Annotated in this window: 12 protein-coding genes; 6 read left to right on the forward strand and 6 right to left on the reverse strand. The window is 67.3% G+C overall.

From position 1 onward, the window contains the following. Nucleotides 1-243: 243 nt before the first annotated feature. The 5 genes from OG430_RS00175 to OG430_RS00195 all read left to right on the forward strand — a co-directional run bounded on the left by OG430_RS00175 (nucleotide 244) and on the right by OG430_RS00195 (nucleotide 6,811). Complete coding sequence (locus OG430_RS00175) at nucleotides 244-1,056, forward strand: TnsA-like heteromeric transposase endonuclease subunit (RefSeq protein ID WP_327350287.1); 813 nt, start codon at nucleotides 244-246, stop codon at nucleotides 1,054-1,056. After that, on the forward strand, nucleotides 1,053-3,176 hold the full coding sequence (locus OG430_RS00180; protein WP_327350288.1) for a transposase: 2,124 nt from the start codon (nucleotides 1,053-1,055) through the stop codon (nucleotides 3,174-3,176). The genes OG430_RS00175 and OG430_RS00180 overlap by 4 nt, the downstream gene beginning before the upstream one ends. Next, nucleotides 3,164-4,201, forward strand: coding sequence for an ATP-binding protein (locus tag OG430_RS00185; RefSeq protein ID WP_327350289.1), 1,038 nt, complete (start codon nucleotides 3,164-3,166; stop codon nucleotides 4,199-4,201). Before OG430_RS00180 ends, OG430_RS00185 begins: the two co-directional genes overlap by 13 nt. A 163-nt stretch (nucleotides 4,202-4,364) precedes the next feature. Continuing rightward, nucleotides 4,365-5,480, forward strand: coding sequence for a TniQ family protein (locus OG430_RS00190; protein WP_327350290.1), 1,116 nt, complete (start codon nucleotides 4,365-4,367; stop codon nucleotides 5,478-5,480). 197 nt (nucleotides 5,481-5,677) lie between these two features. Then, nucleotides 5,678-6,811, forward strand: coding sequence for an endonuclease domain-containing protein (locus tag OG430_RS00195; RefSeq protein ID WP_327350291.1), 1,134 nt, complete (start codon nucleotides 5,678-5,680; stop codon nucleotides 6,809-6,811). Between the two features lie 60 nt (nucleotides 6,812-6,871). On the opposite strand, the gene OG430_RS00200 is transcribed toward OG430_RS00195, so the two are convergent. The 6 genes from OG430_RS00200 to OG430_RS00225 form a co-directional block, all read right to left on the reverse strand. Next, entirely contained in the window at nucleotides 6,872-8,824 is a 1,953-nt protein-coding gene (locus OG430_RS00200; RefSeq protein WP_327350292.1) for a DUF3732 domain-containing protein, read from the reverse strand. A gap of 32 nt (nucleotides 8,825-8,856) precedes the next feature. Next, nucleotides 8,857-9,333: a three component ABC system middle component gene (locus OG430_RS00205; protein ID WP_327350293.1), complete on the reverse strand. Its 477-nt coding sequence runs from the start codon at nucleotides 9,331-9,333 to the stop codon at nucleotides 8,857-8,859. A 2-nt stretch (nucleotides 9,334-9,335) separates the two neighbouring features. Then, the gene (locus tag OG430_RS00210; protein WP_327350294.1) at nucleotides 9,336-10,538 is read right to left on the reverse strand and encodes an ABC-three component system protein; all 1,203 of its coding nucleotides are present in this window, start codon (nucleotides 10,536-10,538) and stop codon (nucleotides 9,336-9,338) included. A 333-nt stretch (nucleotides 10,539-10,871) separates the two neighbouring features. Further along, nucleotides 10,872-12,200 (reverse strand): pentapeptide repeat-containing protein, encoded by a 1,329-nt coding sequence (locus tag OG430_RS00215; protein ID WP_327350295.1) that lies wholly within the window; start codon nucleotides 12,198-12,200, stop codon nucleotides 10,872-10,874. A gap of 419 nt (nucleotides 12,201-12,619) precedes the next feature. Then, nucleotides 12,620-13,459 carry a glycosyltransferase family 39 protein gene (locus OG430_RS00220; RefSeq protein ID WP_327350296.1) on the reverse strand — a complete coding sequence of 280 codons (840 nt, stop codon included), beginning with the start codon at nucleotides 13,457-13,459 and terminating at the stop codon, nucleotides 12,620-12,622. 205 nt (nucleotides 13,460-13,664) lie between these two features. Then, nucleotides 13,665-13,880 (reverse strand): DUF6332 family protein, encoded by a 216-nt coding sequence (locus OG430_RS00225; protein ID WP_327350297.1) that lies wholly within the window; start codon nucleotides 13,878-13,880, stop codon nucleotides 13,665-13,667. 172 nt (nucleotides 13,881-14,052) lie between these two features. On the opposite strand from OG430_RS00225, the gene OG430_RS00230 reads away from it, so the two are divergent. Then, nucleotides 14,053-15,522: a glycosyltransferase family 39 protein gene (locus OG430_RS00230; protein WP_327350298.1), complete on the forward strand. Its 1,470-nt coding sequence runs from the start codon at nucleotides 14,053-14,055 to the stop codon at nucleotides 15,520-15,522. Nucleotides 15,523-15,542: the final 20 nt, after the last annotated feature.

Consider the following 15,542-nt stretch of genomic DNA (forward strand, 5'->3'; position numbering starts at 1 on the left):
ACCCGTGCGAGTGGCGCGAAGGATCCGCCTTGATTGCGCTCGCTCGTTCGAGCTGTTCGAGGCCAGAAGTCTTTCCGCGAGGGGCAACGTCCACCACAGTGATCGTCCTCAGGTCCGCTCAGGTGTACGGCAGATGAGGCTTCGCGCTGCTATCGAGCCGTCTGACCAGCGCAGAGCGGTCTGACGCGCGGTGGGGCAGCAGCTCCGGCCGGTCACTCACTCCGAAGAAGGTGTGGTCTCTTCATGTCTGGAATGTTGGTGGGGGAGCACGGGCAGCAGCCGGAAGCGGTGCACGCCGCATCTTCGCTGCGTCCCTCTCGGGTTGACCTCGCGCTGATGGAGGCGCGGTTTGTGGATGCATCCGGTGTCCAGCGGGTGATGCCCTGGCTCCAGGCCGGCGGCGAGTTGGCGCTGGAGGAGTGTCGCCCGGTGCGGGATTTCCCGGTGTTGCGGGGGCGGCGGATCGCGCCGGGATGGTGGTGGGCGGCGACGTCCGGGCAGATGGTGCAGTACGGGTTCGGGGCGATGCGTACCCAGGTGATGATGCTCGATCGCGACCCTCAGGTGGTCGCTCTGGCCTGCCGGCCGGTAGAGCTGCTGTGGCGGGGCAGGGGCGGGAAGGTCGTGTCGCACGCCCCGCATCTGATGGCGCGCCTCGCGGATGGCAGTGGGCTCCTGATGGACTGCGCCAGCCGGTCCGGGGCCGGTCGGCGTCTAGCCCGGCGGGCCGTGCAGGTGGAGACCGCGGTCGGTGTGGTCGGCTGGCACTACCGGCTGGTCGGGCCGCCGGCGCCGACTGTGGAGGCCAATGTGCGCTGGCTCGCCGACTACCGGCATCCGCGGTGTGCGGGCGGGCTGTTGGCGCATGTTGTCGAGCGCTTCCAACATCCCACACCGCTGGTCGAGGGAGTACGTGCGCTGGGTGATCCGATCGCGGTGTGGCCGGCGGTGTTTCATGCCCTGTGGAGCGGACTGCTGCGTGCACCGCTGGAGGTGCCACTGCACGAGCGGGTCGTCGCCGTGGCGTCTTCTACCTCGGCGAAGGAGCACCGGTGAACCGGCTGGCGCCAGGCATCGGCGCTGCTGTGCGCTATGACGGCCGTGAGTGGACCGTTGCTGGGATCGAGGCGAGCCTGGCCCCCGAGGCGCGGGTCTGGCTCAGCGAGACCCAGGAGGCTGGTGGGCTGGCGGTGTTCGGCCTGGCTGCGCTGCTGGGCGATCCCTCCTTCGGGGTGGTCGGCGGTCCACCCCGCCTTCGCGTGCCCCAGACGGGCCTGCTGGCAGCCGTGCCCGAAGGCCAGCAGCAGCGTGCCTACGCCATCGAACGGCACGTCCGTGAGGTGGAGACCGGTTACCCCACACCGAACCCGCAAGGCCCGGCGAAGCCTCAGTACGACCTGGCGGCCACGACACTGGAACAACGGGAACACGCCAAGGCCGACGAACTGACCGCACAGGGCTGGGAGAACGTCAGCCGTGCCACGGTCCGCAGGTGGCGTGCCCGCTACGGTGCGGGCGGGGTGTGGGCCCTGGTGCCCAAGCGCCGCAGCGCAGCGCCACCCAGCCAGGCCGATGCTCAGGTGCTCGAGGCGGTACGCACGCTGCTGGGCAAGGAGGCGCTGCGCTCCCGGTCTCGGGGCTGGAAGAAGCGGATGCGCCGTGAGGTGCAGTGGCAACTGGATGCGCAGCATGGCCCGGGCGCGGTGGAAGTCCCGCCCCAGTCCACGTTCAACAGGCTCCTGGACAGCGTGGAGGCGGCGCTGGGCCTGGAGGGCACGGTGGCACAGCGGCGTGCCCGGGCCGCACGCCCGAAACCGCCGTTCACACCTACGGTGGCGCTGCGGCCCGGTGAGCTGGTGATGACAGACAGCACCCCGCTGGATGTCTTGTGTGTGCTGGACGACGGAGTGGTGGCGCGGCCGGAGCTGACCACGGCCCTGGACGTGGCGATCCGCGGCCTGTGGGGCATTCTGCGGCCGCCGGGAACCAAACTGACCGATGTGGCGGTCTTGCTGGCGCAGATGATGACGCCGATGACCATGCGGCCCGGCTGGCCCGCCACGCTGTCGATGGCCTCCTCGGTCATCCCCCACGAGCGGCTGCTGAGTCTGGACGAACGGCTCAAGGACGCCGCTGCACGCCCGGTCATCATGCCCAAGACGGTAGTGGTGGACCAGGGCAAGGTGTTCATCTCTCCCGCCACGCTGGCAGCGTGCGAAAGTCTGGGGATCTCTGTGCAACCCGTGCCGCCGGCCAACGGGCCGGCCAAGGGCAATGAGGAACGCACCTTCGGCTCGATCAACTCCCTGTTCTGCCAGTGGCTGCCGGGCCACACCGGATCGAATGTGTCCGAGCGGGGCACCGCGGTGGAGCAGGAACCGCTGTGGACACTGCACGAGTTGCAGGACCTGTTCAACGAATTCCTCGTGCACTGGCACCACCGTCCGCATGAGGGCCTTCGCCATCCGATGATGCCGAAGAAGCCCCTCACTCCGAACCAGATGTGGGCGGCGTTGCTGCCGGTGGCCGGGTATGTGCCCGTCCCACTAGGCTCAGAGGACTACGTGGAACTGCTGCCGGTGCGCTGGCAGCCGGTCACCGATGCTGGAATCCGGTTCGACTACCGCACCTACGACGCCCCGTGTCTGCACGACGGCCACGGGACGGTGTCGAAGAAAGACGGCCTGTGGGAGGTGCACCACAACCCCTACGACCCGTCCCGGATCTGGGTTCGGCTGGACGACGGGTTCCGCGAAGTGCCCTGGATTCACGCCACTTCGGTGAGTCTTCCCTTCACCCATCACATCTGGCAGCACATCTGCGCGACCGTCCAGCGGACCGCCTCGCGCGAGGAGCACGAGGGGCAACTCGCCCTGGCACTGGACGATTTCCTCAAGCGGGCCTCCGGAAAGGGCGGGCTGTCGCGGACGGAGCGGCGGGTGATGGCCACATCCCGCGCCTGCGGCGCGGTCCCCGTACCGGCGAGCGAACTCGACGTACTGAGCACCCCCACCCTGTCGTTCGGGTTGGCCGGTGTGTACGCCGCACCGGAAATCGACGAAGAGATCATCCCCGACGAGGACGACGAAGGCCCCTCCCCCGTCGGCAGCCCGGTCGCCGACGGGTCCCTGCTCCTTACCGACACCGACCCGCAGGAGAACCCATGGCTGCCGTAGTCGGCTTCGCGGACGATGGCGGCTTCGCCGACAAGGAGCTGCTCGCCCTCAGCCCAATCACCAACTGCACTCTGTGGCAGGCATATACGGGCCAGGCCCGACGGCCGGCCCCGCCGGTGCACGACCTCTCCTGGAACCGCAAGGCGCTACTGGAGTACCACTCCGAGTTCGTGATGCTGAAGACCGGCTCCATGGAACAGGCCCTGCAGCAGTTGAAGCTGCTACTCCTGCTCAACAACCGTCAGCAGGGCACGGCACGGCGCGGACTGATCATTTCTGGGCCCCCCGGGGCCGGAAAGTCCACGACGCTGATGGAACTGGGCCGGGAATTCGAACGCAACGAGCGGCGCCGCAGCCCCGGCCGCACGAACTATCTGCCCGTGGTCTTCGCAGCCATCCCGCCCTCGTACACGCCTAAGGGCCTGGTCATGCAGTTCGCTCGTTTTCTTGGCATTCCTCTCCACAGCCGGATGACGGAGACCGTCATCACCGATGCCGTTTGCCACGTCCTGTACGAACGGCGCACTCGGCTGGTGTTCATCGACGACGTGCACCTGCTCAACACCCGGACACAGCCTGGCGCCGATACCTCCGACCAGCTCAAAACCCTCGCCGAACGCGTGCCAGCGACGTTCGTACTGGCCGGCGTCGACGTGGAGAGATCTCCCCTGCTGACCGGGCCCCGCGGTGCACAACTGGCCGCCCGCTTCAAGATGCTGCGCACTCCCCCGCTGATGAACGGCACCGCCGAACAGAAAGCAATGTGGCGCAAGCTGCTGGGCGACATGGAGCTGGCATTGCGGCTGAGCCGACACCGGCCCGGGACACTCGTGCGCCACGCCGACTACATCCACCTGCGCACCCAGGGAGTGATGGCCAGCCTCTCCGCTCTCATCCGAGAAGCCGCAATCAGCTCCCTCGAGGACGGCAGCCACGCCATCACCAAGAAGCTGCTGTCCCAGGTGGTGCTCGACATCCAGGCCACGAACGCGCAACGCGCCGCCCCCGGGCGGAAAACCGCCTGACCCCTATCGGGAAAGGCCTGCCCCAGCCAGCCGCAACGACAACACCAGGCCCGCCCAAGGGTCCCGGTAGGGCGCGACATGCCCGACGCCCTGTTCCCTACTCACCCTCACGCCGATGACTCGGATCATGGAATCCTCCCCCTCTGCATACACGCATGCCCCTGTGCTCCCCGTCGCCCGGGAACTGACCAGCTCCTGGCTACGGCGCCTCGCCCTCAGCTACGGCCTGCCACCCCAGGACCTGCTGCGCGCTGCCCTCAGCGGCCCGCACCCCGTCCGCATCTTCCGGGTCCCGAAGGCCGGGCTGGAGCTGTTCGTCAACTCCCTCGCGCAGACAGCTCTCGCCCGCTTCGCCGGGATAGCACCCACGCAACTCACCAGCCTGCTGCCGAGCCTGGAACCCGCTGAGGAACGGCTCGGCGACGACGTCCCGCGGGCAGCCTGGTACGCGCCCCGCCTCAGGTGGATCACCGCCTGCCCGCCCTGCACGGCCCTCGCCTGGATGCCCCGGCAACCGGTGCTGCTGTACCCCGCAGCGGCTGATCACATCTGTCTACGCCACCGGCGCTGGCTGCTCGCTCACTGCAGGAAGGCGGTCTTCATTCCCCTCCAGACGCTGCCCGAAGTGCTGGCCGCCCACCGCCGGCACACCGCCCTGGCGCGGACCCACCCGCAGGCCGAGGAGATCGTTGCCCTGGCCGCGGCGGTGGTGTGGTCCTGGCAGGTACAGGGGTGGACGGGCGAAGCCATCTGGCAGCACCGCACCCACCGGCTGGCCTCGCTCACCGGATGTACTGCATCTGCCGTCGCGGCGCATGCACTGCTGCCGTACCCGGAAACAATCGCGGTCGCCCGGCTGATCGGCGACGCTCGCTGGCAACAGCGGCTGCGCGCGAGAGCCACCACGGCAGGGCCTGCTGCTGCCACGGGACTTCTCCTGGAGGAACTCGGCCGCCGCATCAACAGACCCTGGCTGTCCGACTGGCTGACAGCTCACACCCGCACCCGTCGCCGACGCCCCGGCCAGGACCCTGCGATCAACGACCCCCTGCAGCAGTGGCTCAACTCCCTCACCCACACGGACAGCACGGACAGCAGCACGCTGTGGTCGGTGCCCGCCCCCGCGACGCGTCCCCTGGAGTACAGCGACCGCACCGGTTTCCTGCTCACCACCGGTCACCGCACAGCCGTCGAGGAAGCCAAAGCCACCTCTCTGGCCGGCGGATGGGAACCCGGCATACCGCTGCACATCGGCCCAGAGCCGCCACTGCGCCCGTGACCCTCCCGGCGCACGGCCCGCGTATCGCGCGCATGCCGTCTCCTGAGGGGTAGCCGCGGCAGCCTGCCGCGATCACACGTCCCTCCATCGCCCCGCCCCGCAACAGGCAAAGGAAGCACCATGACACTCGCTTTCACCACACATCGGCCGCAGGCCACCGCGCCCGCCCAGCTGGCTGCCTCGACCACCACCACGCCATGCTGATCACGCCGGGCGAAGCCTGCCGGCTCCTGAGCGAGGCCACCGAGGGATGCGATGTCCCCTGCGATCTCGGCAGGCCCTCTCGCTACGACTTCGCGGCCAGCCCGTACGTTCTCATCGGCGATGTCGTTGTGCCCGGACGCAAGCACAAGCAGCGCTGGTGGCTGGACGACCGGGACGTCCGCAAGGCGGGCGAGCGACTCGCTGGGCTCGAGCTCGATCCCGAGGACCTGGTCAATGTCTCTCAGATGCCTGACGGGGAAGGCCATGCCTGGCGATCACGCGTCAGCGACTGGGTCTTCCAGGCAACCTGGGCGCACAAGCAAAACAGCGGGCAGGAGCCCTCCGCCGGGATCACTGCAGACCGGCTTTCAGAGCGCTACAGCCGACGCACCATCGCCTGCACCAGGCCCCTGCCGCTGCTCACCTGGTCCGGAACTCAGTGGCTGGTCCCTCGCGGCTACGCCGTCCTGTTGGACCGCACGGATGTCCTCTCGGCCGAGGTGGCGCAGCAGACTCTGCTCTGCAGCGGTTGCGGTGCCAGGGACGAAGGGAAGCAGTGGCGGTCCTCCAGCGCGAAGGGGTTCATCACTCTGTGTCCGTCGTGCAGCACCACCGTCGCCAGGCCCTACAAGGGCCACCTGCAAGGCCGCTTATACGCGGCGGCCTTCGCGAAGCGCTCCCCGGCGGATGCGTTCTTGTGCTGGATGTGTTCCGATCCCCGGCGTGCCCTGTACTGGGATCACTGCCACGCGCATGGCTTTATCCGCGGCCCGTTGTGCGTACGGTGCAACAACGCCGAGGGCGGCCCGCGGTTCATCGAACAGCCCAGAGCGGTGGAGCACCTCCTGCAGTGCACCGGCTGCCACGGTGACCGTACCCTCCCGCCGCACCACCACGCCGACGTCGTCCGCAAGGTGGCAGCCTTCGAACCGCATGACTCCTGCGGGCAGGCACCCAGCAACACGTGGGGCTGCACGCAAGAAGACGGCTCGGTGGAGTTCCAACTCGTCTGCCATCGTCATAGTGACGGAGCAGACCACCGGTGGGTGCAGACCGTGCCCGCCGCGCAAGTCGCCTCCATCATCCGTGACTTCGTCGGGAAGGCCATCAACCCCAAACCCGCGTAACCACACCGGGCATGACGTGCCGTCCCTGCGCGGAACGCCAAATGGATCCGGCGCTAGCTGTCAGTCGAGCCAGCCGTTCGGGATCAGTGCCTTGCGATGCCCCTCCTCCGGCCGCCAGTTCTCGACGATGGCGTCCTGGAACCAGGATTCCTCCGTGAGGTTGGCGTGGTCGCACACGATGATCTGCAGTGCGCCTTCGTTGAGGTCGGCCACGTCCCTGAGGAGTTCAAAGTAGGCCGTGACGGTGGCCCAGTCGGCGTCCTGGACGGTGGTGGCGTCCTTGACCTTCGCGGGGAAGAAGGCCTGGGTCGGCTGGTCGAACATGAGGAAGCCGGGGACGGGCCGGTTGTGGAGCCGGAAGTAGGTATGCAGGGCGAGGTGGGCGACCATGTGATAGCCGATCCAGTTCTTGGCGCTGCCGATGCGGTTGAGCGGGAGGCGTCCTTGGGGACGTCGCACGACGACGTTGAGCTGGCTCAGGCTGATGGCGACCTCGTCCGCCGATGCGGCCTGTCCGAGGTCCAGGCGCCTGGCCCAGATAGTCATGTTGGTGGCGATGTCGGCGAGGCGCCGTTCCGTCTCGGCGGTGACGTCGTCCTCGTCGATCATTGCCTGGAGGGTGGTGACATTCTCCTGGGCAAGGATCAGGTTGTTGCGCAGTTCACCGATGTCACCGGCAGGTGATCCAGTGCCAGCGGTAAGCGCCTGGTCGATCCGTCCTTGGATCCGGGCGATGCGTACGTGCTGCTCCTGGAGGCCGCGCATGCGTTCGTCGCTGGCAGTGAGTTCTCTCAGCTGTACCCCGTTGACATGGAGGCGTTCGACGATAGCGGCCCGCTCGGTCTGCAGGGATCTGCGGTGCTCGTCGCGGATCGGCTGGATGGTCTGGGCCTGGTCGAGTTCTTCCACAAGCTGCTCGGTGAGTGTGGTGATCTCGGCAGCCGATGCGTCCGGATCTTCCAGCGGGCGCGTACACATCGGGCAGACGGCGGTGTCGTGGTCGTGTTCGGGACCCAGGAGGTTGATGGATTTGAGGCGGCCGAGCTGCAGGTGCAGCTCGCCGGTGAAGGCCTCGCCCTGCTTTTGCCAGCGATCCACCAGGGCCAGTGCCTCATCGAGCTGCTGCAATTGGCCCCGCAGTTCCCGCCGTTCGTCACTCAGGCCCTGACGCTGGTCCCTCAGGTCTACCGGGCCCACGGTCGACACAGTGATGGTCAGCGCCCGCTCCAATAGCCTGCGAATCTCTTCGGGGCCGGGGGCTGCCGGGACTTCCTCCAGGAGTCCTTCGCTCTGGGCGAGGCGGAGCAGGACGACGCCGCTCGCGTCCACCGCCTCGCGGTGGCGGTGGGCGTCATCGAGCTTGCGCTGAGCGGCGCGCTGGGCCCGCAGGGCTTCACTCAGGTGGTAGCGGCGCAGGGCCTGTTCGGGGCCGGCAGCTCCCAAGAAGTAGGGCAGGGTGTCCTTGAGGGTCTGGGCCATGCCGTTCTCGGTCTGGCGGTGGAAGAGAGCCTTCTTGTCGGCGATCTCGTTCTGGTTCTGGAAGCACAGCAGGGCCGCCTGCGCGACGGAGACGTCGAAGGCCGCGCGTGCGGCACCGGTGGGGGGCTGGAAACGGAAATCCTCGATGCCCAGGCGGGCGCTGACCTGGCTGCGCAGCGCGGCCACGTTCGAGTTCGGTACCAGCTCGTCGGCGCGGGGCAGGTCAAGGGTGTCGCCGCCGGTGCGGATCATGGCCTGGATGGTCGAGGAGCCCGCGGGCCGGGGCCTCGCGAGGAGCATACGACTGTCGCGGAAAGCGACCAGGAGTGCGTACCAGCCCACGGTCTGGTCGATGGGCTCGTCGGGCAGGTTGGGGGTAGTGCGTCCCAGGCAGTAGTCGACGATGTCGAGGATCTCGGACTTCCCGGTCTCGGACTCGCCGGTGAGGATGTTGAGCGCCCCGGGGCGAAACCGCACGACCCTCGGAATGGGCCTGCCGTCTCGGTGGTAGAGGGCCAGGGCGAGTAGCTGCATGGTGGTTCTGGGGCTCCTTTGTGGAGAGGTGGTCAGGGGCGGACGCCGAGAAGGTTGAAGGCAAGGGCGGGCTCGACGACGGCAAGCCAGCGGCCGATAAGGCCGGCGCGGCGGGCGCAGTCCGCGACTTCCTCGCTCGCTGCCGCCGAGGCGACCTTTGGCGTACGGGGGCAGCACAGCCCTGACTCTGTGACCTCAAGGGCGTGGTGGCGGACGGCGGTACGCAGGCTGGCTCGGGTGTATTCGGTCAGTGTGGCGGCCCGCTGCGCAAAGGCGGCCTGGTGCTGGGGGTGTTCGGTGAGCCAGGCGGCCATGGACTGGACAGCCTGGGCGGGCAGGTCCTTGCGGGTGTCGGCAGGCAGCACGAACGGCAGGACGAGGAAGGCGCTGGGCCAGGGCAGGGGGCGGTCGGCCTTCTTGGTGGCGGCGTGGACGCTGGTGGCCAAAAGGTAGGCGCCGAAGGCCGTGTTGAGCAGGGCCTGCGCTTCGGGGACGCGATGGTTGGTCATGGTCACTGGCCCTGCGACTCGTTGTGGCTTTGGCACAGGTCGGGGTAGTCGGGGTGCCAGCCGACGGACTCATCGTCACCGGCGTTCTGTGCCCGGCCTGCGAGGCTGTGCATGGTGCCGCGGCCGATCCAGCCTTCGGTGGTGCTGCCGGGCCGGGCGGGCATGTCGGCAGCCTTGTCCATGGTGTCGTCCAGGACACGCTTGCCGACGGTCTTGCGCTGCGCCGCGGGGGTATCGTCCTCGACGTCGTCGGTGTGCCGGGTGAAAACGTGATCCCACTCGTCCCACAGGCGCCGCTCGTAGTCCTCAAGCCCCTCTTCAGTGATCTTGAAGGTACGCAGCCATACGGAGCGCTGAGCGCGGGCGTAGTGGTAGTCCCGCAGGTGGGTGGCGACGGTGCGGTTCTTCAGACCGATCCACTGCATCTGGGCAACGACCAAATCGTCCCCGTACGCGGCGATCTCGGCATCAGTGAGACGGCGCAACGTCTCGGTGATGGGCAGGTTCTTTCCCGCAAATCGGTCGGTGATCTCCTCCATGCGGCACTGCAGCTCCTGGGCGGTGACCGAGACCCGCGCACGGTTCTTGTCCAACAACTCGACGGCCACGCCGTACCACCACCCCTTGATGTCCTCGAGGACGGCGCGGGCGTGCTGGCCAGGCCTGATCCCCAGTATCCGGGCCAGACTAGAGTCGAGGTCTGACATCAGCGGGGACGCGTCGTTGATCTCGATGGCGGCGACCAGCCGGTAGCGCTGAGCGGCCGTGAGCTCCATGAACTTCCTGCGGTCCACGGCCGTATTGCCGGGATCGTCAGCCCGGGCGACCCGTTCCATGCCGGCCAGGGCGTCGTCCACGGAGCGCTCGGGGCCGGCGCGAAGCTGGTACAGAAAGGTGTCGTCAGCCGCCAGCTGAGTGGTGACCAGCCGCAGCATCGGCATGCTCCCGGCGGACAGACGATCCAGTGCGCTCAGCGCGTCGATCCACGAGGCGACGGAACGCCAGAAGTCCTTGCCGGTCTCACTCAACCGCCCGGCTTTCTCACGGTGCTTGGACTGCAGAAGTTCGTGTGGATCATCCGTCTGTTCGCGCAGGAACTCGATGTCGTCGAGGACTTCCATACGGACTTCGACCGTGATGTCGTCCCAGCTGCGCCGGGCAAGTTCCAGCAGGGCCAGTTCGCACTGGTAGAGGTATCCGGTCATCTGGCCTGCCGCCGAATGCGACCCTGCTTGCGCCACGTTCCCCACTTGCGGTCGAGCCTGTACTGACGGACCGTTCCCCTGCCATGCCGGCATGACAGCCACGACGGCCTACGGTGTCGGCGGCTGTCGCCATCCCCACGAACCAGCCCACCGCTCCCCCATCGGCGTAACCTAACATCTCACAACCGACGCACAGCGCTCAGGTGATCACCCTTTGTCACCTGCGAGGACGTGCCGAACAGCACTGCAACAACCGCTGCTGCAGTCGGCTCGACGGCTCTTCAAGACATACCGGGCACAGCGTCCCGAGCCCCTGACATGGCCGTCGTGACGCTACCCATCGGCCCCTCCGTCGGGACCGTTCTTCGTCTCGGCGGCATCACATTCGGCGATCCGTCTCCGGACCTGCGGGTCATCGGCCAGTTTCTCAGGCAGGTTCGTGTCGCTGCTGATGTGCGCCTTGAGCAACTGGCGGATGCTCAGCCCCTGGACGTCACTGAGATCGGCCGCAGCAAGTCGGGCATCCGTAAGGTCCGCGTGCGCCAGGTTGGCCCTGCTCAGCACGGCCCCGGTGAGGTCTGCATCTGGGAGCTTCGCACCCACCAGGTCAGCATGCGCTAGATCCGCGCCCTCCAGCTTCGCCCCCTTCAAAACGGCATGCTCCAAACTCGCATACCGCAGAACCGCCTTGGTGAGGACGGCGCCTGTCAGATCGGCGCCGTGCAGAAATGCATGACTGAGGTCAACGTACGAAAGGTCCGCTCCCACCAGGAGCGCGTTCGACAGGACCACGTTCGTGAACTTCGTATCCGCGACATGCACCCCGGTCAAGTCAGCCCCCGGAGCGATCGCATAGGCCAAGTCGCCTTTCCAGATACTGGCCCCGGTCAGCGTCGCCGACCCCAATTGGGCGCCGGCCAGCCCTACTTCCTCGATGCGGGCACCCGTGAGGTCGACCCCCTGCAGGTTCACACCCTGCAGGCTCCCACCGCGAATCGTGGCACCTGCCAGGCGGGACCCCCGCAGGTCGACCACAAGATCGTCCTGCCGCACCGGCTGGCGTCCAAGAACGGTCAAGGCCGCAGTGACATCGGCAGCCAGGAGATCGCGCGGCGCTTCCGCCGAGCCCTCGTCCGCACCTTTACCCGTACCACCGCTCGAGCGGCTCCCCTCAGGCGGCGGGGTACGCACGAAGGCCGACAGGACCTCAACGACCATCCCGTGGTCTCTCTCGCTGTCGTTCATGATGCGTTCCAGGCTGTAGATGCCGCCGAGCCGTTCGTGGAGATTGCTGGACCCGAGCAGCTTGATCGCTTCGACGTACCGCTCGGTGACCTGCCCCTCGCGCGTCAGTTCCGCCTGCTCACGGTCCTTCTCCCGCACGTGGGCAAACTGCTCCTGGCCGTGCTCGTACAGCTTCTCGGCATGCCGGTGGTTGCGATGGGTGTAGTAGAGACCGAGCCCTGCGATCGCCCCAGCCCCAACAGCGACCAACATGGTCCGGAAACCGGTGATGACGACACCGTCGGCCGGCTGCAGACCCTTCTCCCGCAGGTGAGCACCGTCAATCCACCACGGCCCCCGCCACAGCAGAAGGACGTACCCAAGGGCTGCGACGACGCCCCCGACGACGAGAGCAAGGCGCCTGATCTTCGGCTTCATGCAACGCATGGTGGCCCAGCGCACAGCGCCACTCACGTGAACAGACCATTCCTGAGGTGAAACTGAGCTTCAGGACATGAACCTTGCCGTCACCAGCGATCCGCATCTCCTCTCGGACGTCTCGGCTGCACCGCCTGATGCTTGCCACCGAACAAGACCCACGTCTTGGGCTAGCAGAACCGAACCGCCATCAACGACAACTCGCGCACAAGGAATCAACAACAAGACACCGCCAGGACACCCCAGCGGTCGACCGCCCTCCCGACGGCCCAGTTGATCAGCACAGCTTGCGCTCGCCCTGAGCAACTTCAACTGCAGCCAGCAAAACAGCAGAACCAAGCCACCGGCTTCCCGCCCTACCCGCCACCATCAGAGGCTCATCAAGAGTGAGCACCGCACGTCACAGCATCACCAACTGCTCATGCTCCGCGACCCGCGACAACGGCGATGAGGGCAGTGGGGGGTAACAGGTACTGCACGATGTCGGGGAGGATGCCCTGGCCCGGGGAGAGTAACCAGCTGAGGAAGTTGTACGGAGTTGAGCCGGTGATCGGCTGTATCTCACCCACGGCGGAGCGCTGAGCGAAGCCGATGACCAGCAGTGGAACGACGGCGGCGATGCCCGCGGTCTGGGCCAGCAGCAGGCGTATCACCACGCGGCGGCCGGGACGTCGCAGGGCCACCGTGACCAGGTGGGCGGCTACGAGGAGGAGCCCTATCACGTTGAACCAGCCCAGCAGGGCGATCAGCACGGCATAGCCCGTCGCCCACCGGCGACTGCCCGACAGGGCCTTCACCAGGGTGCCCGTGGCAAGGACTGCCACCGCCATGACGAAGGCGAAGGAGCGGGCCTCCTGTGCGTACCGCGAAGCAGTGGGCATGACGGCGAGGATCAGCCCCGCGTACAGACCGAGACGTGGACCGCCGAGTTGCCGCCCCAGCCAGGAGAGGCCGGCTGCCGCGACGGCCATCGCCAGCGCCGAGGGCAGCCGCATCGTGAATTCGCTGACCCCGGCCACCTGCCCGACCAGGTACATCAAGACGTAGTGCAGGCCGTGTACCGCGTCGACGTGCCCCAGCATTTCCACCAGTTGCGGCCAGGATCGCCGGGCCACGTCCATGGTGACGATCTCGTCGGTCCAGGTGGAGGGGCCGGTGATCCCCCACAGTCCGGTGACAAGGCCGGCGACCGGTGGCGCCCACGCGGACGCGCGCATCCAGCGGGCGCGGCCGGTTGATGCATCAAGGGCCACCGGCATGGTGGGGTGGGGTGGGGTGCGCTGATGGTCACTAGCGGCGCTTTCGTCGGTGGTAGTCCCGCGCGAAGGCGGTGTCGCGATGGGGACAGGACTGGTTGTGCGCGAAGTAAGAACCCATCTTTGAACCGGCAGTTCGCCATGTAGCAGTGGCAGGACATCTCTCAAGGGCTGGCAGGTTGTTGGCCTATCGCAGCAGGAGAGGCCGTCAGCGGTCCCGCTCCTCATGACGCCAGAGAACATAGGCGACCCGGATCAACGCAACGGCTCCGGCAACAGCAGCTCCGGCGACGGGAGGCATCTGGAAGAGAAAGACAATGGCTGCGAATACGACGGCGCCGAGAAAGCACGCACTGACCAGGGCGAAGCCGATTTCAACCGTGGCCTCATCTCGTTCGGCCTGGCTTCGTCGTCTTGTTGTCATGTCCAAAGAATCGCACTCAGGCAGCTCGAAGGGCAGACTGCGGGCGAGACGGGACGGCATTGGGGGCGCTCTGCCAGGTGAGTCTGGGTGAGTCGCGTTGGTTCCGGCCAATGGCCCGTCTGGAACCGGCCGTTGCTCATCGGTCTGTGCCTGGTGGTGTCACGCTGCCCCGGTGATCAGTCTTGCCACCGCCCCCGGCCTTCGTCGCCTGCTCGCCACCGTGCCCCCAACTCTGCTCGCCCTCGCGCTGGGCCTGTGGGGGATCACGCGGGGCGACAGTATGTGGCGGGACGAAGCGATCACGGTCCGGGCGAGTCATCGTACGTTCGGCGAACTCATGGACAACTTGTCCGCGATCGACGCAGTACATGGCCTCTACTACCTCATGTTGAACACCATCAGCACCGGGCAGTTCGCCGACTTCGGCCAGTACGGCGAGTACGGCCTGTACCCATTGAGGGTTCCCTCGGTGGTGGCGACGGCTCTCGCGGCGGCGGGCGTGGCCGCTGTCACCGCACGGCTGTCGACCCCGGGCGCCGCGGTGATTGCCGGATGCGTCTATCCGGTCTTCCCGGTCGTGCAGCGCTACACGCAGGAGGGTCGCTCCTATGCGGCCGTCACCTGCTGCCTGGTGTGGGCTACCTATGTTCTCGTGCGCGCGCTGCAGTCCGATCGGGCTGTCCGCTGGTGGGTGCCGTACGCGGTCTTGATGACTCTGGCGGGGTGGCTGCATATCTTCGCTCTGCTGGCCTTGTTGGCCCATGCCGTCACCGTCCGCCTCACCTCGCCGACCGCTCGCCGCGCCCACACGGTGGCATCAGCGGTTGCCGCCGGCGCAGTCGCCCCGCTGGCCCTCTACGCCTTCGCGCAGCGGTATCAGGTGGACTGGCTGCCCCGTCCCGGCGTAGGCGAGTGGGTCCCCTTCCTGATCTGGGTAGCTCTGGGCGCTGCGGCGGCGGCAACCGTCAAAGAGGGGCGGACCTCCTTGACGGCGAACACGGTCGCCCTGCCCCTGCTCGTTCTGCCCCCGGCCGTCCTGCTGACGGTGTCCATGGTCAAGCCCATGTATACCGATCGCTACGTTCTGATCGTCTGGGCTGCACTGGCCATCCTTGTCCCTCAACTGGCCTTCGCCTGCGCGAAGGCGGTGCGTTCACGTCCGGCCTGGGCGACGCTGGCCGTGGTGGTGACCACCGTCGCCACCACGGCCTTCTTGTTGCCGCAGAGCCTGTATCTGCGCAGTCCGGAATCCCGGCAGGACGACGTCCTGGCTGTCGCTCGCGCGGTGGGGTCTGTTGCCGAGCACCGCGATGCCGTGGTGTATCTGCCCGCGCGTCGAAGGGACTGGCTGCTGGCCACCCGGGAGGTCTACGGCCTGCTCGATGATGTCGCGGCGAAGGTGAGCGTGGAGAACTCAGCCTCCTGGTGGGGTGTGGAATACGGGCCCGCAGAAGTTCGGCAACGCATCCTTCGCCAGCCTCGTCTGATCGTGCTGACCGATCCCCCCGGGGTTGCACAGGATGAGGAAGTTTCCGCCACCGAGCAGGCCAAGCGTCAAGCGATCATTGATTCAGGGCTCATCCGGTGCGACACCAAGGATCTGCCCGGAGCCCGGGTGATCGTTTACGCCCGCACCTGCTGAACATCCTTGAGGCGACGGTG

It is taken from the genome of Streptomyces sp. NBC_01304 (genome assembly GCF_035975855.1).
Taxonomy (GTDB): Bacteria; Actinomycetota; Actinomycetes; order Streptomycetales; family Streptomycetaceae; genus Streptomyces.

What these genes read in the sequence shown, in the direction of transcription:
- OG430_RS00175 (WP_327350287.1), top strand. Translation starts at nt 244, where the DNA reads ATGTCTGGAATGTTGGTGGGGGAGCACGGGCAGCAGCCGGAAGCGGTG.
- OG430_RS00185 (WP_327350289.1), top strand. Translation starts at nt 3,164, where the DNA reads ATGGCTGCCGTAGTCGGCTTCGCGGACGATGGCGGCTTCGCCGACAAG.
- OG430_RS00195 (WP_327350291.1), top strand. Translation starts at nt 5,678, where the DNA reads ATGCTGATCACGCCGGGCGAAGCCTGCCGGCTCCTGAGCGAGGCCACC.
- OG430_RS00200 (WP_327350292.1), bottom strand. Translation starts at nt 8,824, where the DNA reads ATGCAGCTACTCGCCCTGGCCCTCTACCACCGAGACGGCAGGCCCATT.
- OG430_RS00205 (WP_327350293.1), bottom strand. Translation starts at nt 9,333, where the DNA reads ATGACCAACCATCGCGTCCCCGAAGCGCAGGCCCTGCTCAACACGGCC.
- OG430_RS00210 (WP_327350294.1), bottom strand. Translation starts at nt 10,538, where the DNA reads ATGACCGGATACCTCTACCAGTGCGAACTGGCCCTGCTGGAACTTGCC.
- OG430_RS00215 (WP_327350295.1), bottom strand. Translation starts at nt 12,200, where the DNA reads ATGAAGCCGAAGATCAGGCGCCTTGCTCTCGTCGTCGGGGGCGTCGTC.
- OG430_RS00220 (WP_327350296.1), bottom strand. Translation starts at nt 13,459, where the DNA reads ATGCCGGTGGCCCTTGATGCATCAACCGGCCGCGCCCGCTGGATGCGC.
- OG430_RS00225 (WP_327350297.1), bottom strand. Translation starts at nt 13,880, where the DNA reads ATGACAACAAGACGACGAAGCCAGGCCGAACGAGATGAGGCCACGGTT.